Source organism: Phormidium tenue FACHB-1050, assembly GCF_014696925.1.
Lineage (GTDB): Bacteria > Cyanobacteriota > Cyanobacteriia > Pseudanabaenales > Pseudanabaenaceae > Pseudanabaena.
On the sequence record NZ_JACJQY010000046.1, the window covers coordinates 22,797 to 45,853 of the forward strand.

General features: G+C 44.7%; 24 protein-coding genes, 1 tRNA gene and 1 pseudogene. 13 read left to right on the forward strand and 13 right to left on the reverse strand.

What is annotated here, in order from left to right; translation table 11 throughout:
• Positions 1–68 precede the first annotated feature (68 nt).
• Complete coding sequence (locus tag H6G05_RS20770) at positions 69–1,334, forward strand: MFS transporter (protein WP_190581057.1); 1,266 nt, start codon at positions 69–71, stop codon at positions 1,332–1,334.
• Here the strand turns inward: H6G05_RS20770 and H6G05_RS20775 are convergent.
• Positions 1,296–2,456 (reverse strand): NAD(P)/FAD-dependent oxidoreductase, encoded by a 1,161-nt coding sequence (locus tag H6G05_RS20775; protein ID WP_190581059.1) that lies wholly within the window; start codon positions 2,454–2,456, stop codon positions 1,296–1,298. The two genes, H6G05_RS20770 and H6G05_RS20775, sit on opposite strands and share 39 nt — an antisense overlap.
• 75 nt (positions 2,457–2,531) lie before the next feature.
• Here H6G05_RS20775 and H6G05_RS20780 point away from each other — a divergent pair, with 75 nt between their 5' ends.
• The 4 genes from H6G05_RS20780 (at position 2,532) to isiD (ending at position 4,480) form a co-directional block, all read left to right on the forward strand.
• On the forward strand, positions 2,532–3,683 hold the full coding sequence (locus H6G05_RS20780; protein WP_190581061.1) for an MSMEG_0565 family glycosyltransferase: 1,152 nt from the start codon (positions 2,532–2,534) through the stop codon (positions 3,681–3,683).
• 112 nt (positions 3,684–3,795) lie between these two features.
• Complete coding sequence (locus tag H6G05_RS20785; protein ID WP_190581063.1) at positions 3,796–4,083, forward strand: MSMEG_0570 family nitrogen starvation response protein; 288 nt, start codon at positions 3,796–3,798, stop codon at positions 4,081–4,083.
• 47 nt (positions 4,084–4,130) lie between these two features.
• Positions 4,131–4,222 (forward strand) — tRNA-Ser (locus H6G05_RS20790).
• Positions 4,223–4,246: 24 nt separating this feature from the next.
• On the forward strand, positions 4,247–4,480 hold the full coding sequence (gene isiD, locus H6G05_RS20795) for a protein IsiD (protein ID WP_190581065.1): 234 nt from the start codon (positions 4,247–4,249) through the stop codon (positions 4,478–4,480).
• Between the two features lie 73 nt (positions 4,481–4,553).
• On the opposite strand, the gene H6G05_RS20800 is transcribed toward isiD, so the two are convergent.
• From H6G05_RS20800 to H6G05_RS20825, 6 genes are all read right to left on the reverse strand, one after another.
• On the reverse strand, positions 4,554–5,072 hold the full coding sequence (locus tag H6G05_RS20800) for a DUF3172 domain-containing protein (RefSeq protein WP_190581067.1): 519 nt from the start codon (positions 5,070–5,072) through the stop codon (positions 4,554–4,556).
• A gap of 80 nt (positions 5,073–5,152) precedes the next feature.
• Entirely contained in the window at positions 5,153–6,085 is a 933-nt protein-coding gene (locus H6G05_RS20805) for a methylenetetrahydrofolate reductase (RefSeq protein WP_190581069.1), read from the reverse strand.
• Positions 6,086–6,258: 173 nt separating this feature from the next.
• Positions 6,259–7,911: a bifunctional metallophosphatase/5'-nucleotidase gene (locus H6G05_RS20810; RefSeq protein WP_199310689.1), complete on the reverse strand. Its 1,653-nt coding sequence runs from the start codon at positions 7,909–7,911 to the stop codon at positions 6,259–6,261.
• Positions 7,912–8,050: 139 nt separating this feature from the next.
• Positions 8,051–9,283 carry an LL-diaminopimelate aminotransferase gene (locus H6G05_RS20815; protein WP_190581071.1) on the reverse strand — a complete coding sequence of 411 codons (1,233 nt, stop codon included), beginning with the start codon at positions 9,281–9,283 and terminating at the stop codon, positions 8,051–8,053.
• 179 nt (positions 9,284–9,462) lie between these two features.
• On the reverse strand, positions 9,463–10,443 hold the full coding sequence (locus H6G05_RS20820; protein ID WP_190581073.1) for a tetratricopeptide repeat protein: 981 nt from the start codon (positions 10,441–10,443) through the stop codon (positions 9,463–9,465).
• Positions 10,410–14,156 carry a tetratricopeptide repeat protein gene (locus tag H6G05_RS20825; protein ID WP_190581075.1) on the reverse strand — a complete coding sequence of 1,249 codons (3,747 nt, stop codon included), beginning with the start codon at positions 14,154–14,156 and terminating at the stop codon, positions 10,410–10,412. The genes H6G05_RS20820 and H6G05_RS20825 overlap by 34 nt, the downstream gene beginning before the upstream one ends.
• 125 nt (positions 14,157–14,281) lie before the next feature.
• On the opposite strand from H6G05_RS20825, the gene H6G05_RS20830 reads away from it, so the two are divergent.
• Both H6G05_RS20830 and H6G05_RS20835 read left to right on the forward strand, forming a co-directional pair.
• Positions 14,282–14,533, forward strand: a complete 252-nt coding sequence (locus H6G05_RS20830) for a DUF433 domain-containing protein (protein ID WP_322096412.1) — start codon at positions 14,282–14,284, stop codon at positions 14,531–14,533.
• A complete protein-coding gene (locus H6G05_RS20835) occupies positions 14,530–14,892 on the forward strand; it encodes a DUF5615 family PIN-like protein (protein WP_190581078.1) in 363 nt (120 codons plus the stop codon). The genes H6G05_RS20830 and H6G05_RS20835 overlap by 4 nt, the downstream gene beginning before the upstream one ends.
• On the opposite strand, the gene H6G05_RS20840 is transcribed toward H6G05_RS20835, so the two are convergent.
• The 4 genes from H6G05_RS20840 to H6G05_RS20855 form a co-directional block, all read right to left on the reverse strand.
• Entirely contained in the window at positions 14,881–15,102 is a 222-nt protein-coding gene (locus H6G05_RS20840) for a type II toxin-antitoxin system Phd/YefM family antitoxin (protein ID WP_190581080.1), read from the reverse strand. The two genes, H6G05_RS20835 and H6G05_RS20840, sit on opposite strands and share 12 nt — an antisense overlap.
• Positions 15,103–15,141: 39 nt before the next feature.
• Entirely contained in the window at positions 15,142–15,591 is a 450-nt protein-coding gene (locus tag H6G05_RS20845) for a DUF29 domain-containing protein (protein ID WP_190581082.1), read from the reverse strand.
• Positions 15,592–15,595: 4 nt separating this feature from the next.
• Positions 15,596–15,931 carry a hypothetical protein gene (locus tag H6G05_RS20850; protein WP_199310691.1) on the reverse strand — a complete coding sequence of 112 codons (336 nt, stop codon included), beginning with the start codon at positions 15,929–15,931 and terminating at the stop codon, positions 15,596–15,598.
• 81 nt (positions 15,932–16,012) lie between these two features.
• A complete protein-coding gene (locus H6G05_RS20855; protein ID WP_190581084.1) occupies positions 16,013–16,576 on the reverse strand; it encodes a YdeI/OmpD-associated family protein in 564 nt (187 codons plus the stop codon).
• A gap of 124 nt (positions 16,577–16,700) precedes the next feature.
• On the opposite strand from H6G05_RS20855, the gene biuH reads away from it, so the two are divergent.
• From biuH to H6G05_RS20880, 5 genes are all read left to right on the forward strand, one after another.
• The gene (gene biuH, locus H6G05_RS20860) at positions 16,701–17,384 is read left to right on the forward strand and encodes a biuret amidohydrolase (protein WP_190581086.1); all 684 of its coding nucleotides are present in this window, start codon (positions 16,701–16,703) and stop codon (positions 17,382–17,384) included.
• Positions 17,385–17,419: 35 nt separating this feature from the next.
• Positions 17,420–19,060, forward strand: a complete 1,641-nt coding sequence (locus H6G05_RS20865) for an ABC transporter ATP-binding protein (RefSeq protein ID WP_242025705.1) — start codon at positions 17,420–17,422, stop codon at positions 19,058–19,060.
• A gap of 2 nt (positions 19,061–19,062) precedes the next feature.
• Positions 19,063–19,416, forward strand: coding sequence for a cupin domain-containing protein (locus tag H6G05_RS20870; protein WP_190581088.1), 354 nt, complete (start codon positions 19,063–19,065; stop codon positions 19,414–19,416).
• Between the two features lie 162 nt (positions 19,417–19,578).
• A complete protein-coding gene (locus tag H6G05_RS20875) occupies positions 19,579–20,268 on the forward strand; it encodes a cysteine hydrolase family protein (RefSeq protein WP_190581090.1) in 690 nt (229 codons plus the stop codon).
• Positions 20,269–20,484: 216 nt separating this feature from the next.
• A complete protein-coding gene (locus H6G05_RS20880; RefSeq protein ID WP_190581092.1) occupies positions 20,485–21,279 on the forward strand; it encodes a tetratricopeptide repeat protein in 795 nt (264 codons plus the stop codon).
• Positions 21,280–21,426: 147 nt separating this feature from the next.
• Here H6G05_RS20880 and H6G05_RS20885 read toward each other — a convergent pair whose 3' ends face one another.
• The gene (locus tag H6G05_RS20885) at positions 21,427–21,765 is read right to left on the reverse strand and encodes a hypothetical protein (RefSeq protein ID WP_190581094.1); all 339 of its coding nucleotides are present in this window, start codon (positions 21,763–21,765) and stop codon (positions 21,427–21,429) included.
• Between the two features lie 122 nt (positions 21,766–21,887).
• Here H6G05_RS20885 and H6G05_RS20890 point away from each other — a divergent pair, with 122 nt between their 5' ends.
• A complete protein-coding gene (locus H6G05_RS20890; protein ID WP_190581096.1) occupies positions 21,888–22,778 on the forward strand; it encodes an Rpn family recombination-promoting nuclease/putative transposase in 891 nt (296 codons plus the stop codon).
• A 96-nt stretch (positions 22,779–22,874) separates the two neighbouring features.
• Here the strand turns inward: H6G05_RS20890 and H6G05_RS25185 are convergent.
• Positions 22,875–23,057, reverse strand: a pseudogene (locus tag H6G05_RS25185) (hypothetical protein); the annotation flags it as partial.

Sequence of the window (23,057 nt, forward strand, 5' to 3'; positions counted from 1 at the left end):
ATTTTAATTAAAGAGAGTCGCATTGCAACTCTCTTTAATTAAAATTGCTACAAAATGAGGAGAGCTTTATGGCGATCGCCCCACCATCAGATCAAGCATCTAACCAAGTGCGTTGGCTCCAAGTATGGGGCTTAGCCTCAGTTCAGGGAGCCATGTCTCTAACTTGGATTGCCTACGGTATTTATTTGCCAAAGTTTATCGAGCAGGTTTTTGGTTATCCCACCAGTCAAGCACAACAATTAACAGCACTGATACTGGTCATCGAAAGCGCGATCGGCGTAATCGTTGAGCCATTATTTGGTGGTCTGTCCGATCGCTGGCAGCGTTGGTATAGCTCCCGAATGCCTTTCATTGTTGCCGCAGCGATCGCGGCGACGGCTTTTTTTATTGGCTTACCCTGTGTGGTGATCTTTGGTGGATCAAGCGAAATTACACGCGTACTTTTGATCAGCTTAGCGATTCTCTGGGCGATCGTTATGGCGACTTTTCGCAGTCCAGTTATGTGCTTGCTGGGAATCTTTGCAGGGGCGACTAAATTACCGCTTGCAGGCAGTGTGTTAACCCTAGTTGGTGGTTTTGTTGGTTCGATCAGACCCTTAGCGACGAAATTTATTGTAGGGCTGGGCGCACCCGTGACTTTTACGATCGCCTCAATTGTGTTACTTGCCAGTGTGGCAAGCTTGCGAAGTGCGATGATCTACATTCCCAAAAATCTCAATCCCGAATTAGAAAAAAATGAACCATTACCCATTCGAGAATGCTGGCTCAACTTAGCGATCGTCATGCTGGTTGGAGCAGCGATTGGCTTAGGCATCCGCTTATTGATGGGGGGTGTATTACCACGCACGATCAGAGCTGATATTACAGGGTTTACGGGTTTATCCTTTGAGGTGTTAATGGGTTCGGTATTTATTGCTCAAGGTTTAGTAGCTCTATTGACAGGCAGAATCTCGAAGCTAATTGATAACAAGCGATTCATGATTGTTAGCTTGGGTGGCATTGCCGCAGGTTTGGGCTTTTTATCATTTGGCTATGGTGCGATCGCCGCCATCATCAGCATTCTATTGATGCTCACCTGCCTCAGTGCTGTGAACAATGGCATGATTGCCTTTGCCCTCACAATGGTTCCCAAATCTCTTAGTGGTTTGACTGTCGGCACATTTTTTGGTGGTCTATCAGGGGCGATCGCCATTTTTGGTTATCTAGTTCCTAAACCTGCGGAGGACATGCTCTCAACAGCCAATGTGATCGTGTTAACCGCGATCTCTTTTCTAATTGCAGGTGTCGGCATTGCCTTAGGAGAGCGCATTACTGGCAAAGTCACTACTGACTAGAGGATTTGGTTTGCCGCGAGTTGCACCGATAATCCAATTTCCTAAAGCAGGAGCGATTTGACATAGGCTCACGCCCATATTTGCCAGTGGTGGCTGAACAAAGCAATTATGCATGATCCTCCCCAGTTGCAAGCGGGTTTGGAATTCTTTGCGCCATGCGATCGCATATTGTTGTTTAAAGGCGATCTCACTAATTTGATGTTCCAGAAACTGACTAACTAGGGGAACTGCTATTTCGGCAGATCGCAACGCCATCGCCATCCCATCCCCACATAGCGGTGTGATCATTCCCGCTGTATCGCCAATCATGCAGATGTCGTTATAGAAATTCTCTTTGAGCGCGAAGCTAATCTGACTTAAGCCTTGCAGCGATGGCGAAACTCTTTGCATATTGTGGAAGCGATCGGCGAGGACAGGATTCTTAGCTAAGGATTCAGGAATATCTAGCTCTGGATGCATTAGTTCTTTCATTACGCGCTCATGGGCAATCCAACAGACATTGATTTCCCCTGTTTCGATTTGCGATAGTCCACAATAGCCATTAGGAAAACTATGCAATTCGATCACGTCAGCAATATCCACACCTGTAAAATGTCCTTTGTAAGCAACCCAAGGCGATCGCTTTTGGATAAATGAACGATTCAGAGTGCGATCGAGGGAAGAACGTTTACCAAATGCTCCTAATACTAGCCTTCCAGAGAATTCTCCTTTAGTAGTATTCACGGTAAATCCTTCTGCTAGATTTCCTGTCACGCCTGTAACTTTGGTGTTGTCAATGCAAGTTACGTTCACCGCTTGCGCTCTTTGAAATAGCATTAAATCTAATTGATAGCGGCTCAAGCCCATTGCTGTACTAGGGAGCTTGCTCCGAAATGATGCACCACCAGAGGTAGTCAAGTAAGCCCGATGAATTGGCTGTGCGCCGACTTTGCGAACTTGTTCCATTATGCCTAGATGCTCAAATGATTCAGTTACTTCAACGGATAGAAACTCGCCACAGAGTTTATGCATCGGATAATGGCTTTGCTCTAGCAACAGGACGCGATAGCCCAGCCTTGCTAGTTGAATAGCAGCACTACAGCCCGATAGCCCTGCACCGATCGCGATCGCATCGTAATTCATATTTTGCCTTGACAGTGTTTTTTGCTATTAACTTGATGTTACTCTGCATTTCACATTGCCCATAAAATATAATCCATGCCGCAGTTTTCTAAATTACGCATAGCTTTACTCACTTATTCCACAAAGCCAAGAGGGAGCGTGATCCATACCCTCGAACTTGCAGAAGCATTGCAAGCATTAGGACATCAAGTATGTATCTACGCATTAGATAAAGATGGTTCAGGATTTGATCGCCATTTGTCCTGTGAAGTTCAACCAATTCTTGCCAAACCTGCACCACAGGAAATCGATCAGCTAATCCAGCAACGTATTCAGGAGTTTGTGGATTACTTGCAGAACTCAAACCTTGATTATGATATTTATCATGCTCAAGACTGCATCAGTGCCAATGCTTTAGCAATTTTGCGATCGCAGGGACGCATTCCCCACTTTATCCGCACCATTCACCATATTGAAGATTACAACAATCCCTATTTACAGGCTTGTCAGGATCGTTCTATTCGAGAAGCTGAGCTATGTCTATGTGTAAGTGCAGGCTGGCAAACCCAAATTTATGAACATTATCAAATCCATGCGCCGCGAGTAGTTAACGGAATAAATCTGCAAAGATTTTCCAGCGATCGCAATGGTACAGAATTACAAATCAAACAAAAATTTGGTTTAACAGGTTCACCAATTTATTTAACCGTGGGTGGGATTGAGCCACGAAAGAACTCAATTAAGTTAATTCAAGCCTTTGCTCAGGTTTTAGTGGACTGCCCAGAAGCGCAGTTAGTAATCGCGGGAGGAGCAACTTTATTTGACTATCAGGATTATCGAGAGCAATTTCTAGCGATCGCACAGGAATTAGATATAGCCAAATCCCTAATCATTACAGGCGTTCTCACCGATGTTGAATTACCAGTACTTTATCGCTGCGCTGGTGCTTTTGTCTTTCCCTCGGCTAAGGAAGGTTGGGGCTTGGTAATTATGGAGGCGATCGCTTCAGGCTTACCAGTGATCACTTCTAACTGTCCGCCTTTTACGGAATTTTTATCTGAACAACAGGCTGTGCTAATTGCTCCCAGTGATATTGAGGCGATCGCCCAAGCCATGCGCTTAGTCACTAACCCCGATTTTAGTCAGTCTCTAGTCCAAGCTAGCCAAGAAATTTTGACAAAATACACATGGGAAAATTCGGCTCAGATGCATACAACACATTATGCAAAAATGGTATTAAGTAGCTAAGGCAAACCAAAACCCGTAAAGTTGCGCCCCTGCGGGGCGCAACTTTACGGGTTTTGGTAATTGGCACTTAGGCGGCGCAAAGCGCCGTTTACCATCATTTTGAGGAGATTTTATGCCTGAAGTCCGTTTTCAAATTACTTGGCCAGATGAGTCTCAAGACTCTTGCTATTCACCATCTTTAATTGTTAAAGAATATTTTGAGCCAGACACCGAGTACGACCTAGTGGATTTTGTAGAGCGATCGCGAACTGCGTTGAATATCGCAAGCGATCGGGTCAAGGCAAAATATGGATTTCCTTGTGGATTAGCTTTAGGACAGTTACAGGAGATCGAGGCAAAAGCGGCGAAATTCTCTGAGATTAAGCAACCCAAAGTGAAAGTTATTAAATTTAATAATTAGGTTGCATTATGCACGCTATCTGATAAGATATAATTCCTTATAAATTTGGAGAGATGGCTGAGTGGACGAAAGCGGCAGATTGCTAATCTGTTGTACGGCAGGTAACTCCGTACCGAGGGTTCGAATCCCTCTCTCTCCGTTCACGAGACTGTCATAGAGCGATATGGTTGATAACCCTTCCAAGGATGTAGTAGGCGAAGCTCCAGAAGTTGATCCTAGCAAATTTACTGCGGCGGAAGTCGCAGCGATTGCAGATCGTTTAGAGCGCGATGACTACGCCAGTGCTTTTGAGAGTTTGAACGATTGGCATATTTTGCGATCGCTAGCCTTCAAAGGTTCAGAATTAGCTGAGCCATACCGTCATTTATTAGATCTTGAAGCATTTGATGAATGCTAAATCTTTAAAGAAAAAGCGCCGCTAAGCGGCGCTTTTTCTTTGAGATCATAAAAAAGTGCGCTTAGCGCATTTTTTATGGCTGAGGACTAGGACTCGGAGCGGTGGGTAACCCGTTCGTAAACTTTTCGGCAGCATTTTTGCTTTCGTAGATGCAATCGACAGTAGGAGCTTTTTCTAGATCACCTGTAAAGCCAAAGGTGTTCATCCTGTCTTTGCATTGACGAATATCGGCTTCTTTAATTACATTTTTTTGTAATAGCAAATTCCAGTTGTTAGGCAAAACTACGCACCCTGGCACAGGTTCAGCTTGACTGATGAACACATTAAAAGGATTAAGTGTGACATAGACACGGCTGCTCATCACCATAGCTGATGCACCATAGTTATTGCAAAAATCACGGCTAGGCGCAAGGTTATCTAAACGAATCGCATCAACTGTACGCGGCGTAGGATTGAGCGTAGACAAAGCAATACCAACACCAATACCGACCGCAAAAATTGCGCCTGCGATCGCGAGTTTAGTGGTTGTACCGTTTGACTTTGGTTCAGTGGGAGGTTGGTTCAGAGTTGAAGAATATCTACGTCTTGCCATAGATGTGAGTTAGGGTTATTCCCTAGGGTAACCGAAAATGCTGAAGATTTAAGCAATTTGCTTAGTAAATCGCTCGAAAGTTAGAGAACGGCGACACCTGCACGATCAAGAATTTCAGGAATCAAGTGTTCGGCTTTGATCGCCATGATATGTACACCTTGGCAGATTTGCCGTGCAGTTTGGATTTGTTCGGCAGCGATCGCCATGCCTTCCTGTAACGGAGATTTTGCTTTAGCGAGGCGATCGATAATATGCTCAGGAATCTGTACTCCTGGGACAAATTTATTCAGAAACAAAGCATTTTTAGCGGATTTAATCAAAAATATGCCCGCCAAAATCGGTTTATCTGATTGATTAGCAATTTGATTCACAAATTTATCAAGGCGATCAAAGTCAGTAATCAATTGACTTTGGAAAAATTGCGCCCCTGCATTAACCTTACGCTCAAAGCGTTTTTGTAAACCTGACCAGCTTGGCGACTGCGGATCGACGGCGGCTCCTGCTAAAAAGTCAGTACCTTGGTGGGGCAAAGCTTTCCCATTGGCATCCAGCCCCTGATTTAGTTTTTGGATTAATTGCAGTAAGCGCACCGATTCATAGTCAAACACCGATCGCGCATCGGGAGAGTCACCTGCTTTGACTGGATCGCCCGTCAAAGCCAAAATATTGGTGATGCCCAATGCGGCTGCCCCAAATAAATCACCTTGTAGCGCAATCCGATTGCGATCGCGGCAGGCAAGCTGACATACAGTTTCAATCCCAATTTGTTGCTGGATCAATACTGATGCAGCGACAGGACTCATACTCATCACCGCCCGACTGGAATCGGTAATATTCACAGCATGAACACGTCCTTTAAGCGATCGCGTTTGTTCGAGCATATGGGTGGGGTCACTGCCCTTGGGTGGCGACACCTCCGCTGTAATCAGAAATTCCTTAGTGGCGATCGCCTTGCGAAATTTGGTGAAGGGTAGCTCTGGCTGCTCAAATACTGACTGGGGCGGCTCGATCATGCGAAACAAAACTGTTAAAGGACTTTTAAGATTGTCTGCATTTTAAACTATTGCGATTACAGGTAGTGCACAAGAGGTTGGGAGGGGCGGCGCGATCGCGCCGCTCATCAATCAGTAATACCAATTCACGAAAGTGTGGCAACACTTCAGTGTTTGTGATCAACAGATTACATTTACTGACGCACAATGCGATTCTCGATTTTTATCTGCAAGGGTGAACTAGCACTGATATATTCAGCGATCGCATCTGATAGCAGATAGCCAGTTTCCAGCAGATTTTTGCCTTCCGCAAAAACGCGATAACCGTCACCACCAGAAGCAAGAAAGTTATTTGTTGCTACCTTGTAAACTTGATTAGGATTTAACAATTGGAACTTGCCTGAAGCATCTTTTACTTCTACTTTCGTAACTCGCTTACCTGCGGGAAGTTTGCTAACCCAAACAAAGCGAATACCCGCCACTTGCGGAAATCGTCCTTCTCCTTGCTCTGCCATACTCACACCACTCTCTAGGGCTTCTGTTAACTGCTTACCAGTTAACTCCACCCGCGTAATTGTATTGCCGAAGGGAAGCGCTTCTAACACATTCCCCATCGTGATATCGCCTAAAGGGAACCCATTGCGAATACCACCCGCATTAATTAGAACGACTTGAACTTGATCTACCTTTGTTTTTGCCAAGATCGCATCGGCAATCAAGTTACCTAGAGCCGTTTCGCTAGTGCGTAGTTTGACGCGATCGCCATCTAGCGCTACCAAAGATTTACCGATAATCTTTTGACGCAATGCTTCAATTGGTGCAGCATAGGCTTTGAGCTTATCGGCAAATTCTGGATTGGGTTTGATACTTGCATCAAGGACATGGGGTTTTCCCGCCCAAGCAATCAACTTACCTGCGCGATCAAAACTCACTGATAAATCCCCTAAATATTTACCCCATTCCCAATCTGTCACTACTAGCACAGGTTCTTTTGTGCCATTCTTCTCCACTAATGGATAGGGATGATTAGCATTGGGAATATTGCCGACAGATGTATGACTATGACCACCGATGATGATATCAATGTCAGGGACTTTTCGCGCTAGGGTGACATCATTCTCAAAGCCGATGTGGGTTATCGCCACAATTTTATTAATTCCCTGTTTTTTAAGAGATGACACTGAAGCTTTTGCTGCGGCGATCGGGTCAGTAAACTTCACGCCATCACCAACGCTAGCTAAAATCGCGGTGTCTGGAGTTGTCAAACCAAACATCCCAATCTTTTCGCCTTGCATATCCAGCACATGCCAAGGACGAACTTTGCCATAGAGAGGAGATTCGGGCGCGATGTCTATATTTGAGGAAATGATGGGAAATTTGGCTTTAGCGATGAAGTCAGCGAGTACCTGCTGACCGCGATCAAACTCATGATTGCCAATCGTACTAGCATCGTAGTTAAGGGCATTATAGAAATCTAGATCCGCCTGTCCTAGATATTGATTAAAATACAGAGTCCCTTGAAAAATATCGCCTGCATCCAATAACAACAGAGGTTCTTGATTGTTCTTACTCTCAGCACGAATTTGGTCGATGAGCGTGCGGCGACGAGCTATTCCACCGAGTAAGCGATCACCATATTTGGTAGGTTCCAAATGGGCGTGATGATCGTTGGTATGCAAAATCCTGAGTGAGAAGCGGCTTTCCTGTGCGACGACATTTAACAACGCAGGAGAAACGGCGATCAGAAAGGTAATTACAAAAGCTACGAATATCTGCAAAGATCGCCAAATCTGAGGTTTCAGTTTTAAGTAATTGGCGATCGCTTTAAAATTATTCTTCGCTTTCACAGGTATCACCCTCAAGTTCAAAGGTTTTTCTATGACAGTTTAACGCTTGGTTTAAGCAATGGTCTACTTGCTCAATTGATTGTCACATTTGCGATCGCTCCAAAAGAAAGGTGGCATTTTATGCCACCTTTCTTTTGGATTATTTGAACTTGTCGAGAATGCGGCGCATAGCTTCATTCACATTATCGCGACTGTTGAAAGCTGAAATACGGAAGTAACCTTCACCTGCTGCACCAAAACCAGAACCTGGGGTTCCCACTACATTACAGGTTTGCAAGAGCTTATCAAAGAAATCCCAACTGGTTAGCCCTGCGGGAGTCTGCACCCATACATAGGGAGCATTCTCACCACCATAAACTGCTAAACCTGCTTCGGTCAATTTCTCGCGGATAATCTTGGCATTTTCCATATAGAAGTCAATCAAGGCTCTAGTTTGCGTTTGACCTTCTTCAGAATAGACTGCCTCAGCACCACGTTGGACGATGTAGGAAACACCATTAAACTTCGTAGATTGACGACGATTCCAGAGCTTCCATAGTTCTACGTTAGAGCCATCCTTCGCCTTGCCAATCAAGTTCTTAGGAACAACGGTTAAGGCGCAACGAGTACCTGTAAATCCTGCATTCTTGGAGAAAGAACGGAACTCAATCGCACATTCCTTAGCGCCTTCAATTTCATAAATAGAGTGAGGAAGACTAGGATCGGTGATAAATGCTTCGTAGGCAGCATCAAAGAAGATAATCGAACCATTTGCCCGCGCATAATCGACCCATGCTTGCAAATGTTCCTTGGTAGCAGTCGCGCCTGTAGGATTGTTGGGGAAGCAGAGATAGATCAGATCGACTTTTTGAGTAGGAATCTCGGCGGTGAAATTGTTTTCGGCGGTGACTGGTAAATAAACTAAGCCTTCGTATTCGCCTTTCTCGTTGATGTCGCCTGTGTGACCTGCCATCACATTAGTATCGACATACACGGGATAGACAGGATCGGTAACGGCAATGATATTGTCATCGCCAAAAATATCGAGAATATTGCCGCAGTCGCACTTAGAGCCGTCGGAGATGAAAATCTCGGAAGCGTCAATATCACAGCCTCTAGATTGGAAATCATTTGCGGCAATCTTTTCACGCAACCATGCGTAGCCTTGCTCGGGACCATATCCCTTAAATGAATTGCGATCACCCATATCTTCAACGGCTTTGATCATAGCCTCACGACATGCTTGGGGCAAGGGTTCGGTGACATCGCCAATGCCAAGACGGATTACTTTTGCGTCAGGATTTGCCTCGATAAAGGCATTTACCCGTCTTGCAATTTCGGGGAATAGGTAGCCTGCCTTGAGTTTGAGATAGTTGTCGTTAACGGTAGCCATGATGGATGAGTTAATCTTTTTGTGATTTTTGTATAGTTTTATATTATGCCTTTATGAAGTTACTTAAGTCACCCAAAGCTCTCATAGACTTCTTCATGGCTGTCAATATCTACTAGCAAAATCACCATTTCTAGCAGTTTCTCTTCTTCAGAAAAGCTAAAAATAATTCTACTTTTTCCTTACATCGCTCTCACTTCTTCTAACCAACTCTGAACTGTGGCTGCGTCGGGGGATTTGAGGTGTTGCAGAATGGTGAGAGATTCTTGGAGATAGGAAATCGCACTTTGAAAATCACCATTGTTTGCTAGTAAATCTCCCATATTTGCAAGGGTATAGGCTTTGCCCTGCATGTTGCCAGTGAGTTCATCGATTTCTGCGACTTGCTGATAGAGGGCGATCGCTTGATCTACCTGTCCGTGTTGGGTATGGATAATTGCCATTTGATGCAAGGTTGCGGCTTTGCCCTGCACGTCTCCGATGCTTTCTTTGATTTCCAAGGACTGCTGATAGAGGGCGATCGCTTTGTCTATTTGTCCCTGTTGGGTATAGATCCCCGCCATTTGATGCAAGGTCGAGGCTTGGCCCTGCATGTTACCGATGCTTTCTTGGATTTCCAAGGACTGCTGATAGAGGGCGATCGCTTGGTCTATTTGTCCCTGTTGGGCATAGATTATTGCTATTTGATGCAGGGTCGCGGCTTTGCCATATAGATCACCGATGCGTTCTTTGATTTCTAAGGACTGCTGATAGATGGCGATCGCTTGGTCTACCTGTCCCTGTTGCATATAAATACCTGCTATTTGATGCAAGGTCGCGGCTTTGCCATCTACGTTGCCAGTGAGTTCATCGATTTCTGCGACTTGCTGATAGATGGCGATCGCTTGGTCTATCTGTCCCTGTTGGGTATAGATAATTGCCATTTGATGCAAGGTTGTGGCTTGGGTCTCTACGTCCCCAAGGCGATCGGTAATTTCCAAAGATTGCTGATAGAGGGCGATCGCTTGGTCTATTTGTCCCTGTAGGGCATAGATATCTGCCATGTTATGCAAGGTTACGGCTTTGATCTGCACATTGTCGAGGCGATCAGTGATTTCTAAGGATTTTTGATAGAAGGCGATCGCTTGGTCTATTTGTCCCTGTCGGGTATAGATACCCGCCATTTGATCAAGGTCGAGGCTTTGCCCTGAATGTTGCCGATGCGTTCTTGGATTTCCAAGGACTGCTGATAGATGGCAATCGCTTGGTCTATTTGTCCCTGTTGGGCATAGATTATTGCTATTTGATGCAGGGTTGCGGCTTTGCCATATAGATCACCGATGCGTTCTTTGATTTCTAAGGACTCCTGATAGAGGGCGATCGCTTGGTCTACCTGTCCGAGTTGGGTATGGATAATTGCCATTTGATGTAAGGTTGCGGCTTTGCCCTGCACGTCTCCGATGCTTTCTTTGATTTCCAAGGACTGCTGATAGAGGGAGATCGCTTGGTCTATTTGTCCCTGTTGGGTATAGATCCCCGCCATTTGATGCAATGTGGCGGCTTTGCCCTGCACGTCACCGATGCGATCTGTGATTTCCAAGGACTGCTGATAGAGGGCGATCGCTTGCTCTACCTGTCCCTGTCGGGCATAGATTCCTGCCATGTTATGCAATGTGGCGGCTTTGGTTTGCACGTAACCGATGCGATCTGTGATTTCCGAGGACTGCTGATAGAGGGCGATCGCTTGCTCTACCTGTCCCTGTTGGACATAGATTTCTGCCATGTTGTGCAATGCAGTTGCTTCGTATTGAACATGACCAATTTGCCGAGCAATTTCTAAAACCTGCTGATATTGTTCAAATGCTTTCTCAACTAATCCTTGAGATGCATAAATGTTTGCCATTGCTCCCAATGTGGCGGCTTTTCCCCGCACCTCACCGATGCGATCTGTGATTTCCAAGGACTGCTGATAGAGGGCGATCGCTTGCTCTACCTGTCCCTGTCGGGCATAGATTCCTGCCATGTTATGCAATGTGGCGGCTTTGGTTTGCACGTCACCGATGCGATCTGTGATTTCCGAGGACTGCTGATAGAGGGCGATCGCTTGCTCTACCTGTCCCTGTTGGACATAGATTTCTGCCATGTTGTGCAATGCAGTTGCTTCGTATTGAACATGACCAATTTGCCGAGCAATTTCTAAAACCTGCTGATATTGTTCAAATGCTTTCTCAACTAATCCTTGAGATGCATAAATGTTTGCCATTGCTCCCAATGTGGCGGCTTTTCCCCGCACCTCACCGATGCGATCTGTGATTTCCAAGGACTGCTGATAGAGGGTGATCGCTTGGTCTACCTGTCCCTGTTGGGCTTTTACAATTGCAAAGTTATGAATTATCGTTGCTTTTTCTTTGATAGCTTCATCATCATCAGGACATAGTTCCAAAGCTCTTTGATAATGCTGAATACAATCTTCCATCATTCCAAGATTCTTTTCAGCATAAGCAAGACCATGTAAGACTTTATAGCTTTCTATAATAGAAAAAGTTGATTTGCAGATATTTACAACTTCTCGATAACGACTTTTGCTAATCCAATCAACTGCTAACGATTTATTGATACCAACAGCAATTTCTTTCTCATCACCCAACAAAGCCAACCGATGAATTTCTAAACCTTGTTCTTCAGTAAAAGACTCAGCTTCTTGATGCCAAACTCGATAGAGTTCCCTTACTGCTGTTGCATAAATCTCCTGCGTAAACTCAGGACTTAACAACTCCACCAAAATCTTCGGCACACGATAGAGATCGCCATTCACTTCTAACAAACCGATCGCCTTTGCCCGAACTTGATGCACCTTGAGATTCTCAACTCCCTCACATACCTTCGCAAACACCAACTCAGGCACAGGCAAATCGAACACCAAACCCAGCCTTAACATTTCCTGCAAATCTGGACTTTGCTGAGCCAGTAACGTCTCCGCGAGAATATGTTCGCGAAACTCAATTTGCTTGGCATTCATCCGATCCAAAACTTCCTGCTTTTGCCCCTCCGTCAACAGATCGTTCGGCAAAATCGCCGCCAACCACTCCAACAACCTCGGATTCCCATCCGCCACCGCGATCGCCTGTTTTTGCAACGCCACCAAAGGTTCCGCATCCTCACGCGACAACATCGGCAACTGAAACCCCGCAAGGCGATCGCACTTCTTCTTGAGATCCACACCCCGCAACGAAAACAACGGTACGCGAAACAGCCTTGCATTTAGCGCAACGTCGGGCAAATTAAAATCATAGCGACAGGTCACAATCAACCGATGGCGCAAACCAGAACGGGCGATCGCACTCACCAAAGCCATCAAAGGCTCCACCACCTCATACTTCAGCACCCATGCCCCAAACGCATTCTCTTCCAGATTCACCTCAAAATCATCCAACACAAACATCAAACAGCGATCCTTATCGTTCATGCCCTCCTTGAGAAACCTCGTCAGCTTCTGCATTAGCGGTAACTTACCATTGAGAATCTCATGCCCCGCCTCAGAAATGCAATTTCTCGCCAAATCCTGCAACAGCTTCCCTTCATCAAACTGCTTGAAATTAAAAATCGTGTCATAGTTCGAGTTTTGCGGATCGGCAATCCGTTCCAACAACCGCTTCGCCACCGTCGTCTTACCCAAACCACCCATCCCATGCAACAACACACCCAGATCGTTCCCCTGCAATCGCCGCAAACTTGATTGCAAGATCCGCCGCCGTCCCACAAAATCCTCACGCCGCACCACCCTCGGCGTAGTCGCATCATCAGGATCGAGAAATAACTGCTCGATCTCCGAACTCAATGGCAACAGGCGATCGCCCAACGGCAACACCAACGCCGCCAAACTCACATCCAACTTGCCGCGCCCATACAACCGCAACAAATACCAATTAGAAATATTCTTCTCTCGCAACTTCTGATAGGTCGCCGCGATCGCCTCTACCAAACTATTAGCCGAAGCCAAAGACTCATACAAACAAGCCGCCGCCAGAGTCGCCACATCATCCCCAATCGGACGACCCCAACCCAACACCGCCGTTAATCCCAAATTTAACAAAGCCTCCGCCATCGAAGGCGTAGCACCCTGCTCTCCCGCCTGACCCGTCCGACAGCCAGACAAAAATACCAAACGCGGCAACCGAAACCGCAACGCATCAACAATCTCACCCGCCTTCGCATCATAGCGATCGCCCGTCTCCGTTTCCGTAATAAAAAACGGCTCTCCTTTATCATTTATCGAAGCATGACCCGTCAAATGAAACACATCAAAATGATTGTCACCATAGCGCCGCCAAGTCTTTTGCAACTCACTCACACAGCCACTCTCCTCCACCCGCAAGGTCAGCGCCACATCACGAGTCGCATCCAAGATCCGCCCCTCTTCACCCTCAAAATTCAAGCGCGGCTCCACCCCTTCAGGATCAGTCGCCATAAACATCACCCGCAAAGGGCGATCGGCTGGCTCACATGCCGCCACTTCTCCCTTAGTCCAGCGCACAGGCACAACTTTAGGAAAAGTGCGATCGATCAAAAATCCCTCGCGATCGTGCAGCACCTCCCAAGGCAAATGCGGTAACTTGGCAAGATTAGCGATCGCCAATACCAACAAATCCCCCTGACAATCCGCCAAAGCGCGACTCAACCATCGCCCATCCCCATCCAACCAGCCAAACAATTTCTTCCCGATCACCACAGGATCGGGCATAGACACATAAATATCCCGCTCAGCTAAAGCGATCGCATCCTCAATATCACTAATCCGCAAGATCTGCTTTTCATAGCCCTGACCATTCAGCTTTAGATACCGCAACTCAACCTTAGTCTCACTGCTAGGATGCAACTCGATATAAAGAATTTGCACAAATCACTCCCAATTTGTTTGCAAAATTTTTTGCTGGTAAGCTAGAGCAAGCTATATTTCATTAAAGCATTTCTTTTATTTTTTGCCTTTCACCTTCTTAACCAAATTCATAGGAGGTTAACCTCGTGACCACTCTAACTGGGCTAGATCGCATCACCTTTGATCCACAGATTATGGCTGGACAGGCTTGCATCCGTGGGATGAGGATACCCATTTCTCTAGTTATCAACCTGATTGCCAATGGTTTATCGATCACAGAAATTATTAACGACTATCCATATCTCGAACCCGAAGATATTCAACAATCCCTAAAATATGCCGCATGGCTAACTCAAGAACGGGTGATTTTCTTTCCACAAACCGCCCAAGCTGTATGAAGTTTTTAGGTGATATGGGCATCTCTCCCCGCACGATCGCACTTTTACGTGAGAGCGGTTATGATGCAATTCATCTGGTCGAGCAAAAACTAGAGCGGATGCCAGATCCAAATATTTTAGAAAAAGCTCGGCAAGAAGGGCGAATACTGCTTACAGTGGATTTAGATTTTACTCAACTGCTAGCAATTAGCGGAGAAAGCTTACCTAGCGTAATTTTATTTCGCTTGGGCAATGTCAGTAGAGAAGTAGTTAATACCTATTTATTATCTGTCTTAGAGAACTATGCAACAGAATTAGAAAGCGGTGCAGTTATCTCAGTAAATGAAGCTTCCATTCGATTAAGGCGTTTACCTTTGTAAGTTTGATAGAGGTTCATGGGAACTTAGCATCTTTTTCATCTCAGCCAAACTAATCGCTGTCTCAGATCTGCGCTCAGCCACGATCGCCAAGTCATGAATATCTTCTAACATTTGCTCATATAGCTCAATACTTAAAATCACGGCTGTTTTATTACCGTTGCCATCAACAATGTATTGCTCTTGAGGTAAATCTGGCGTGATCGTAGTCATATATTTCTGGTTTAGAGGCGATACGCTAATCTATATATACTATTCCCAAAACCTTTGAGTAAGCAAAATCTCAACATCTTGGCTAAACTGCCATTGATCGGGAAACGCAACTTGAGGATAATCTTCGCGCACTTCAATTAGAGCATCTTGCCAAGCGCGATCAAAAGCCTCCACAAAAAAACGTTTCAAACTCGGCGACTGCTGCAAAGCAATTTTCAAATGGCGGCGCTGCTCCCGAATCGTAATTTCCCAGCCTCGATAGTCATATTCACTCTGGACATACAACCGCTTCAGTAAATGTGCCAACAACACTCCTAAACGGCTTTCAATCTCCGCCCGATCGCGACCCGCCACAATCTCCAACTCCTCGATTAAATGAACCAAATCTAAACCCTGAAAATCCTTTACCCGCAACTTAGCGATCTCCTCTTCAAGCCATAAATGCTGATCGCGATCGTAAAGTGACAACTTCGTAATTGCTTGAGTCATAAACTTAACTCTCCAAAACCTTACGGATTTGTTCGATTGTCGCATTTTCTAGCAAGAGGCGATCGCCATTGCGCCCGACAATCAACACCTTGGCGATCCTCTTGCCTGACTTACCTTGTTTATATTCCTGATACCACTTACGGATTTGTTCAGCAATAGCTAAAGCTCCTGACGCAATCCCGACAATGGAAGCGATTACCGCCATCACACCTTCGCGCTGAATCTCTTCATCCACATCATAGGAACCTTCAATTCCATCCATTGCTAATAATTCTTCCGTCGCTGCGATCGCGCCATCACCTTCGATCGCGAATTTAATTTCTGAAATTATTTCTGACATGAGCGAGATAACCAATTGCGAATGTGATTAAAATTTTAGGCTATATGTGACGAATAAGTGATGTTTTACTGGTGTTTACCCTCAAAACTGCTTGGGATTTCTTTGATTTTCAGCGGAAAATACAATTTCTCTAATGCGTTTTTGCCTCGTCTCTTCCCTTTTAGCCAAGGTTATCCATTGCAAAAGATTGCGCTTGTCAGTTCGACTTAAATTCAAAAAATATTCTTTTGCCACTAGATTGGAAGATAATGCTGTCATCAAGTCATCGGGAATGATTAAAGCTTCAACTGCATCAAGAACATTCCAAGAACTATTACTTTTAGCGATCGCGATCGCTTCCAATCCTGCGCTTGTCATCAATCCCTTCTCGATCAGACTAGCGACTTTCTCTTTATTGACCTTAGACCAAACACTATTCGGCTTTCTGACACAAAAAAATTGCATATACTTTTCTGCATCAATAGACTTTACCTTGCTATCGATCCATCCAAAACAGAGCGCTTCGTCTACCGCATCACTGTAAGTTATGGAAGGCTTGCCACAGCCTTTTTTGTAATAGATTAACCAAACAGAACTTTCAATATCATGATTTTTATCTAACCACTCTCGCCACTGTTGTCGATTTTCGGGATAAAAAGTGTTCATTTTTGTTTGGCAGATGAAAGCTGCGATCGCTATAAGTTTCTGAGTAACAGTCTGGGCTAACCAGATCCTCAACAATTAATACAAATCTACAATGCAATTTGTATTAATCTTAAAAAAATCACTTATGCATATTAACTCTACGCCCTATCCCTACCCCTACAACGGCGACCTCAGACCAGAGAATACGGCTCTGATCATCATCGATATGCAGACAGACTTTTGCGGTGTCGGCGGCTATGTAGACAAAATGGGCTATGACCTCTCACTCACCCGCGCCCCAATTGAGCCAATCAAAAAAGTCCTGACCCTATTTCGCGAAAAAGGCTTTTTAATCATTCATACCCGCGAAGGGCATCGACCCGACTTATCAGATTTACCTGAAAACAAGCGCTGGCGATCGCAAAGAATTGGAGCAGGAATTGGCGATGAAGGTCCCTGTGGCAAAATCTTAGTCCGTGGCGAAAAAGGTTGGGACATCATTCCAGAGCTTTACCCGATCGCAGGTGAACCGATTATCGACAAACCAGGGAAAGGCTCATTTTATGCCACCGATCTCGACCTACTTTTGAAACGCAATGGCATTCAAAATATTATTTTGTCAGGGATTACTACCGACGTTTGCGTCCATACAACCATGCGTGATGCCAACGATCGCGGCTATGAATGCCTAATGTTGTCAGACTGCACAGGTGCAACGGACTATGGCAACCACCTTGCCGCGCTAAAAATGATCGAAATGCAAGGCGGCGTATTCGGTGCAGTCAGTGATTCTGAAACATTGACTACAGCGATCGCGCAAAATTTCTAGTTAAATTATAAAAATGCATATAAGTATACGGCGCTATGGAAAAACCGATGCCTGACGATCTTGAAAGCGATCTTGCTGCTAATCTGGTTGAAGAAGAATCTATGAAAGAGTCGATACCAACCTTGACTATTCCATCTAGTGTCTCCGCTGATGCTCTGCGATCGCACCTACCGCCTGAACTAGAACTAGTAAATATCTCTAAGAGATTTGGTTCTTTCGTGGCAGTTGATAACGTATCACTTAAGCTTGCCCCAGGAACTTTTCATGCCTTACTTGGTGAAAATGGTGCAGGCAAGAGTACTTTAGTCAAGTGCATTATGGGCTTCCATAGTGCCACTCATGGCGATATTTTGATTAATAAACATTCCCGCGATATCCATAGTCCCCGCGATGCTTATAACTATGGTATTGGCATGGTTTATCAACATTTTACTGTTGTGCCTGCAATGACTGTTGCAGAAAACCTTTTGCTGGTGCGACCTGACACACCAACGATCATCAATTGGAAAGATGAATTAGAAAAGCTGGAAGCATTTATGGCTTCGGCTCCTTTCAAAATCGATCTCAATACCCCAATCTCACAACTGGCTGCTGGTCAAAAGCAAAAGTTAGAAATTCTCAAACAGCTTTATCTCAAAAGTCGCATCCTCATTCTTGATGAACCCACATCGGTGTTAACTCCTCAAGAAGCTGATGAAGTATTAGGGCTGTTGCGGGAAGAAGTGACCGCAGGTCGATTGAGCGTACTGATGATCAGTCACAAGTTTCGCGAAATTACAGCCTTTGCAGATGATGTCACAGTGCTACGTAAAGGCAAATTCGCAGGAACAGGTTCTACAAAAGAACTATCAGTTTCTGATATGGCTGCGATGATGTTAGGTGAAGCCAAGGAAGCTCGTCAAGTTGTCAAAACAGAAGTTTCCCTAGATAATCTGGTTCTCGATGCGCGTAATCTCCATGCCGATCGCGACAATGGTTTAGAAGCAGTCTCTGGTGTGAACTTACAAATCAAGAGTGGCGAAATCGTTGGTGTCGCTGGTGTCTCAGGCAATGGTCAGAAGGAGTTAGTAGAAGTTCTATCTGGTCAGCGCATCCTCACGGCTGGTGAGATTTTTGTTAATGGCGATCGCTATACTGCTACCCGCAAGGAAATGTATAGCCATCAAGTGTTTTCACTACCTGAAGAACCTCTGCGAAATGCCTGTGTGCCACATATGAGTGTCGCCGAAAATTTGGCTTTACGCACCTTTGATCGTCCTCCCCAAGCTAAGGCAGGAGTTTTGCTACTATTCAAAGCAATTCGCGAAACTGCGAAGAATTTGATCAAGGTCTTCTCCATTAAAACTCCATCCCCTGAGACTCCTGTGGGTAATCTCTCAGGTGGTAATGTGCAGCGTACCGTTCTCGCTAGAGAGCTATCTGCGGAGCAGATCAAATTATTGATTGTGGCAAATCCTGTATTCGGCTTGGACTTTGCGGCGGTTGAATATATTCACAATCAAATTGTCGAAGCGAGAAATCGTGGCGTTGCTGTCCTCCTAGTCAGTGAAGATCTCGATGAGATTTTGACACTAAGCGATCGCATTTTAGTGATGAGTGATGGTCAATTCGTTTATGAAAGCACCAGTGCTGAAGTCAATCTCGCGGAAATCGGGCAGAAGATGGCGGGACATTAACGATGATCATCAATCAACAAGTTCGGATCTTTCCCGAATTGCTTACTCGTCCTAGCTATGATGATCTACTGTGGGAGCCATTTCGCCAAGGAGTCGAAATCTATCCTTTATATAAGAGTGATACGGGAGCAAGTGCGGCTCTACTCCGCTATGAAGCTGGAGCCAAGGTTCCCCATCATTCCCATTCAGGTTACGAACATATATTTGTATTGTCGGGTTCGCAAGCCGATGCCAATGGCAAATATACCAAAGGTTCCGTAATCATCAATCCTCCCGATACTAGCCACCAAGTCTCTAGTGAAGAAGGATGTGTAGTTCTCATTGTCTGGGAAAAGCCTGTAATTATTCACGAGTAATTTATACCAATTCACAAAAGTGTGATGACACTTTTGTGAATTGAAAACCAATCCCAGTCAGGGTTTTAAAAACATAAAATAACGTATTTGTGTTTTTGTATTTATCCATTAGTACAGGCCACGCGCTGCAAGCCCTGTACTCAAATTATTGAGGAAAAACTTATGCCTGCGATCGCTGCTCAGCCCTATGAATACGAGCTACCAACTGATAGTAAGGTTGCGCTCGTGATTATCGATATGCAACGTGATTTTCTAGAGCATGGCGGATTTGGTGAAGCCCTAGGCAATGATGTCACTCAACTGCAAAGCATTGTGCCAACTGTCAAACAACTTTTAGAAACTTTCCGATCGCTAAATTTTCCAGTCATTCATACAATTGAGGCGCACTCACCTGATCTGTCCGATTGTCCTCCCTCTAAGCTCAATCGTGGTCAAGGTGATCATCTCAAGATTGGCGATCAAGGCTCCATGGGTCGAATCTTAATCGCTGGTGAAGATGGGAATAACCCTATTCCTGAACTTACACCTTTAGAGAATGAAATTGTAATCATTAAGCCTGGAAAAGGTGCTTTTTGTCGGACAAATCTAGAAGAGATTTTACAAAAGGAAAATATTACCCATCTTCTATTTACAGGTGTAACTACGGAAGTTTGTGTACAGACAACCATGCGTGAAGCCAACGATCGCGGCTATGAATGCCTGCTGATCGAAGATGGAACTGCGAGTTATTTCCCAGAATTTAAGTCGTCAACCATTGAAATGCTTCGCGCTCAAGGTGGCATTATTGGCTGGACTGCTAATGCGGATGCAGTGATTTCGGCTCTCGCACCTAAAGCCATGGCGATCGCTTAGAATTTTTAGCAATTACCTATTCATATAGCTATAGCCATCTGTATCAGGACAAATCAAAACCCAAATAGTGTGAGGCGGCGCTTCGCGCCGCCTCACACTATTTGGGTTTTATAATGGAGCTATAAAAGGCGGTGCTTCGCACCGCCTTTTATTTTTGAGTATCATGGCAACAACTACGTATTCTGTAGTCAAGCTTTATCTAAGGATTCAATACCCATGCGATCGCTATTTGCATTTTTTCTTGCCTTATTTTTACTTTTGAATCCTGCCCCAGCACAGGCGCAACTCAACATTACCGAAGCTGAATCTAAGCAACTTGACGAATTGGTCAAAAAAGCTTTTGATGCAACAGATGCAGGAGAATTTACAGCCGCAGAAGGCTATTGGACTGATTTAATCACGCTCTATCCTGAAAATGCCGCAGGTTGGAGCAATCGCGGCAACTCCAAAATGAGCCAAAACCGTCCTCAAGAGGCGCTTGCAGATTACAACAAATCAGTGGATCTTGCACCCAATTTCCCCGATCCCTATCTCAATCGTGGTGCAGCTTTGGAAAGCTTAGGAAAATGGGAAGAAGCGATCGCTGATTATAATCACGTTTTAGAAATAGATCCTCAAGATGCCGCCGCCTATAACAATCGTGGTAACGCAAAAGCAGGGCTAGGCAAATGGGAAGAAGCGATCGCTGATTATCAAACGGCGATGAATGTTAATTCGCGCTTTAGTACTGCTTTTGGGAATAAGGCGATCGCTTTGTATGAGGTCGGCAAAAGCGATGAAGCGATTAAGGCGATGAAGAATATTCTACGCAAATATCCTAACTTCACGGATGTACGGGCGGCTTTAACGGCGGCTCTTTGGGCTGATCATAAGCAAGGTGAAGCCGAAAGCAATTGGGTCTCTGTAGAAAATCTTGATCCACGCTATCGCGATATTAATTGGGTCAAAAATATTCGACGTTGGCCGCCATCACTGGTTACGGCTCTCGAAAAGTTTTTAACTCTGAAGTAAAAAAGGGGCTTTGCCGCGCCACAAAAAAAGGCATAGCAAAACAAAAATTAGCTAGTACAAACCAAAACCCAAAAAGAGAGTGGCGGCGCTTCGCGCCGCCACTCTCTTTTTGGGTTTTATGTCCTAAGCAAAACTTGCTTTGCTATATTAATTGGATTGAGTATTTGCTGTAGGAATTGAAATCTTCACTTCACGACGTTGTTGATCTCTAAAATTAGAAACAGCTTCGTCAAGGGATTCAGCTTGATTTGCGCGAAACTGCTCAGGGGATTTGCCACCCGCAAGGTTGATATTATTAATTAGTTGCAATAAGTTGAGGTTACTGCCACCGACGCTAAGTGAGCTTCTTTCTTGTTGTTGCGCTTCACGTAAGGTTTGCTCAGATAGAGTTGGTGCAGGTGTTATCTGGGCGATCGCGCCAGCCGATGCAAACATCGTAGCGGACACAAGACTTACCGCAGTTAGAGAAATAGTTTTAACAATCATAGTTTTAGCTCCTAAGTAACATCTAATCACTAGTTTATACCAAATTTTTTTGAGCCTGTAGCGATCAGCAGCAAAGTACAGGATTTAGTTTGAGAGCAATGGGTAAATGATAGAATCCCGCAATGATTGATAACATCTGTAAGTTTTTAGCAGAAAGCTTTTCCAGAGACTTTGCCAGTTGGATATTAGGAGAAGCGATCGCCCTAACCAAAATCGAACCATCGGAATTGTCCGTCGAACCAATCCGCGCCGACTCCGTGATATTTCTCGAATCAACCGAAATCATCCTGCACATCGAATTTCAGACTGAGCCAAATAAAAATATTCCCTTTCGCATGGCTGACTATCGACTCAGGTTATATCGTAAATTTCCAGAAAGACAGATACATCAAGTCGTTATTTACCTCACCCCCAGTCAATCCCCTATAGTTCATGAAACGATATTTAAGATTGGTAAACTCAACCATGAATTTAACGTCATCAGACTATGGGAACAGCCTACAGAAATATTTCAGCAATACCAAGGACTCTTCCCCTTTGCAGTGCTAACTAAAACCTTAGATCCTGAAGAAACCCTAAGACAAGTTGCAAGACAAATTGAAAATATTACAGACAAACAAGTACAAAGTAACGTCGCCGCATCGACCGCTATAATATCGGGTATAGCCCTGAATAAAGAAATCATCCAAAGACTTTTGAGGAGCGAAATCATGAAAGAATCAGTTATTTATCAAGAAATCTTGCTTGAGGGCGAGGCTAAGGGTATTGCCAAAGGTGAGGCTAGAGGTATTGCCAAAGGTAAAGCTGAAGGCAAAGCTGAAGGCAAAGCTGAAGGCAAAGCTGAAACAGCGAATCAGATCGCGCTAAACATGATGCGTTCCAACATTTCTGTAGAACTAATCGCCCAATTTACAGGACTTACCCTCAAACAAGTTCAAAAGCTCCAAAAACTCTCAGCCAAAAAGGCTCAATCACCCAAGTCTGCTAAAACAAAGCGATCGCCTAAATCTTAATTAGCAAATATCAAACTACAGCGATCGCCTTTTCAAAAAGCCTAAGATTACAAACCTATCTATCGCAATAGAGCTGATAGATTCTGTAATACCAAATCACAAAAGAGAGGCAACAGATAGGGCATCCAGTATGGAATCTCTACCGACAAGAGAAGCAATTACAGATTTAGTCATTTCAGAGAGACGATTCTTGACCAAAAGCCGCAACTCATCCATATTTTTGGGTAAAGAAAATCTCAACCCTTGCTTCAAATGTAGCCAAACCCGCTCAATTGGGTT

Bases quoted from the DNA above. Each gene is read 5' to 3' on its own strand.
- H6G05_RS20870 (WP_190581088.1), top strand. From the start codon at position 19,063: ATGATCATCAATCAACAAGTTCGGATCTTTCCCGAATTGCTTACTCGT.
- H6G05_RS20885 (WP_190581094.1), bottom strand. From the start codon at position 21,765: ATGATTGTTAAAACTATTTCTCTAACTGCGGTAAGTCTTGTGTCCGCT.
- biuH (WP_190581086.1), top strand. From the start codon at position 16,701: ATGCATATTAACTCTACGCCCTATCCCTACCCCTACAACGGCGACCTC.
- H6G05_RS20780 (WP_190581061.1), top strand. From the start codon at position 2,532: ATGCCGCAGTTTTCTAAATTACGCATAGCTTTACTCACTTATTCCACA.
- H6G05_RS20775 (WP_190581059.1), bottom strand. From the start codon at position 2,456: ATGAATTACGATGCGATCGCGATCGGTGCAGGGCTATCGGGCTGTAGT.
- H6G05_RS20785 (WP_190581063.1), top strand. From the start codon at position 3,796: ATGCCTGAAGTCCGTTTTCAAATTACTTGGCCAGATGAGTCTCAAGAC.
- H6G05_RS20840 (WP_190581080.1), bottom strand. From the start codon at position 15,102: ATGACTACGATCACGCCAGATTTACCTCAAGAGCAATACATTGTTGAT.
- H6G05_RS20770 (WP_190581057.1), top strand. From the start codon at position 69: ATGGCGATCGCCCCACCATCAGATCAAGCATCTAACCAAGTGCGTTGG.
- H6G05_RS20805 (WP_190581069.1), bottom strand. From the start codon at position 6,085: ATGATCGAGCCGCCCCAGTCAGTATTTGAGCAGCCAGAGCTACCCTTC.
- H6G05_RS20850 (WP_199310691.1), bottom strand. From the start codon at position 15,931: ATGTCAGAAATAATTTCAGAAATTAAATTCGCGATCGAAGGTGATGGC.
- H6G05_RS20815 (WP_190581071.1), bottom strand. From the start codon at position 9,283: ATGGCTACCGTTAACGACAACTATCTCAAACTCAAGGCAGGCTACCTA.
- H6G05_RS20855 (WP_190581084.1), bottom strand. From the start codon at position 16,576: ATGAACACTTTTTATCCCGAAAATCGACAACAGTGGCGAGAGTGGTTA.
- H6G05_RS20875 (WP_190581090.1), top strand. From the start codon at position 19,579: ATGCCTGCGATCGCTGCTCAGCCCTATGAATACGAGCTACCAACTGAT.
- isiD (WP_190581065.1), top strand. From the start codon at position 4,247: ATGGTTGATAACCCTTCCAAGGATGTAGTAGGCGAAGCTCCAGAAGTT.
- H6G05_RS20835 (WP_190581078.1), top strand. From the start codon at position 14,530: ATGAAGTTTTTAGGTGATATGGGCATCTCTCCCCGCACGATCGCACTT.
- H6G05_RS20820 (WP_190581073.1), bottom strand. From the start codon at position 10,443: ATGGCGGGTATCTATACCCGACAGGGACAAATAGACCAAGCGATCGCC.
- H6G05_RS20845 (WP_190581082.1), bottom strand. From the start codon at position 15,591: ATGACTCAAGCAATTACGAAGTTGTCACTTTACGATCGCGATCAGCAT.
- H6G05_RS20890 (WP_190581096.1), top strand. From the start codon at position 21,888: ATGATTGATAACATCTGTAAGTTTTTAGCAGAAAGCTTTTCCAGAGAC.
- H6G05_RS20800 (WP_190581067.1), bottom strand. From the start codon at position 5,072: ATGGCAAGACGTAGATATTCTTCAACTCTGAACCAACCTCCCACTGAA.
- H6G05_RS20865 (WP_242025705.1), top strand. From the start codon at position 17,420: ATGGAAAAACCGATGCCTGACGATCTTGAAAGCGATCTTGCTGCTAAT.
- H6G05_RS20880 (WP_190581092.1), top strand. From the start codon at position 20,485: ATGCGATCGCTATTTGCATTTTTTCTTGCCTTATTTTTACTTTTGAAT.